General features: G+C 39.8%; 1 protein-coding gene. It reads right to left on the bottom strand.

Annotated features, from left to right (window positions below; genetic code table 11):
* On the bottom strand, window positions 1-249 hold a 249-nt coding region (locus Z054_RS29705), incomplete at both ends, for a hypothetical protein (RefSeq protein ID WP_035093984.1).

Genomic DNA, 249 nt, shown 5'->3' with positions numbered 1-249 from the left:
ATTTTTTAAACGACCTGCGTAATCCTTCTACCTCAATAGGATCTCCAAGCTTAGTACCTGTACCATGTGTCTCGATCAACTGAATGTTATTCGGATCTATATCAAATTGATCGTAGACCTGTTGTTCTAATTGTATTTGTGATTCAGTGTTAGGAGCCGTAATGCCATTGGTTTTTCCATCCTGGTTAATACCCCACCCCTGGATAACCCCCAGAATAGTATCCTTATCTTTTTCTGCATCTTCCAATC

It is taken from the genome of Aquimarina macrocephali JAMB N27 (assembly GCF_000520995.1).
In the GTDB taxonomy this organism is placed as follows: domain Bacteria; phylum Bacteroidota; class Bacteroidia; order Flavobacteriales; family Flavobacteriaceae; genus Aquimarina; species Aquimarina macrocephali.
This window is presented reverse-complemented; position numbering and strand designations above follow the sequence as displayed.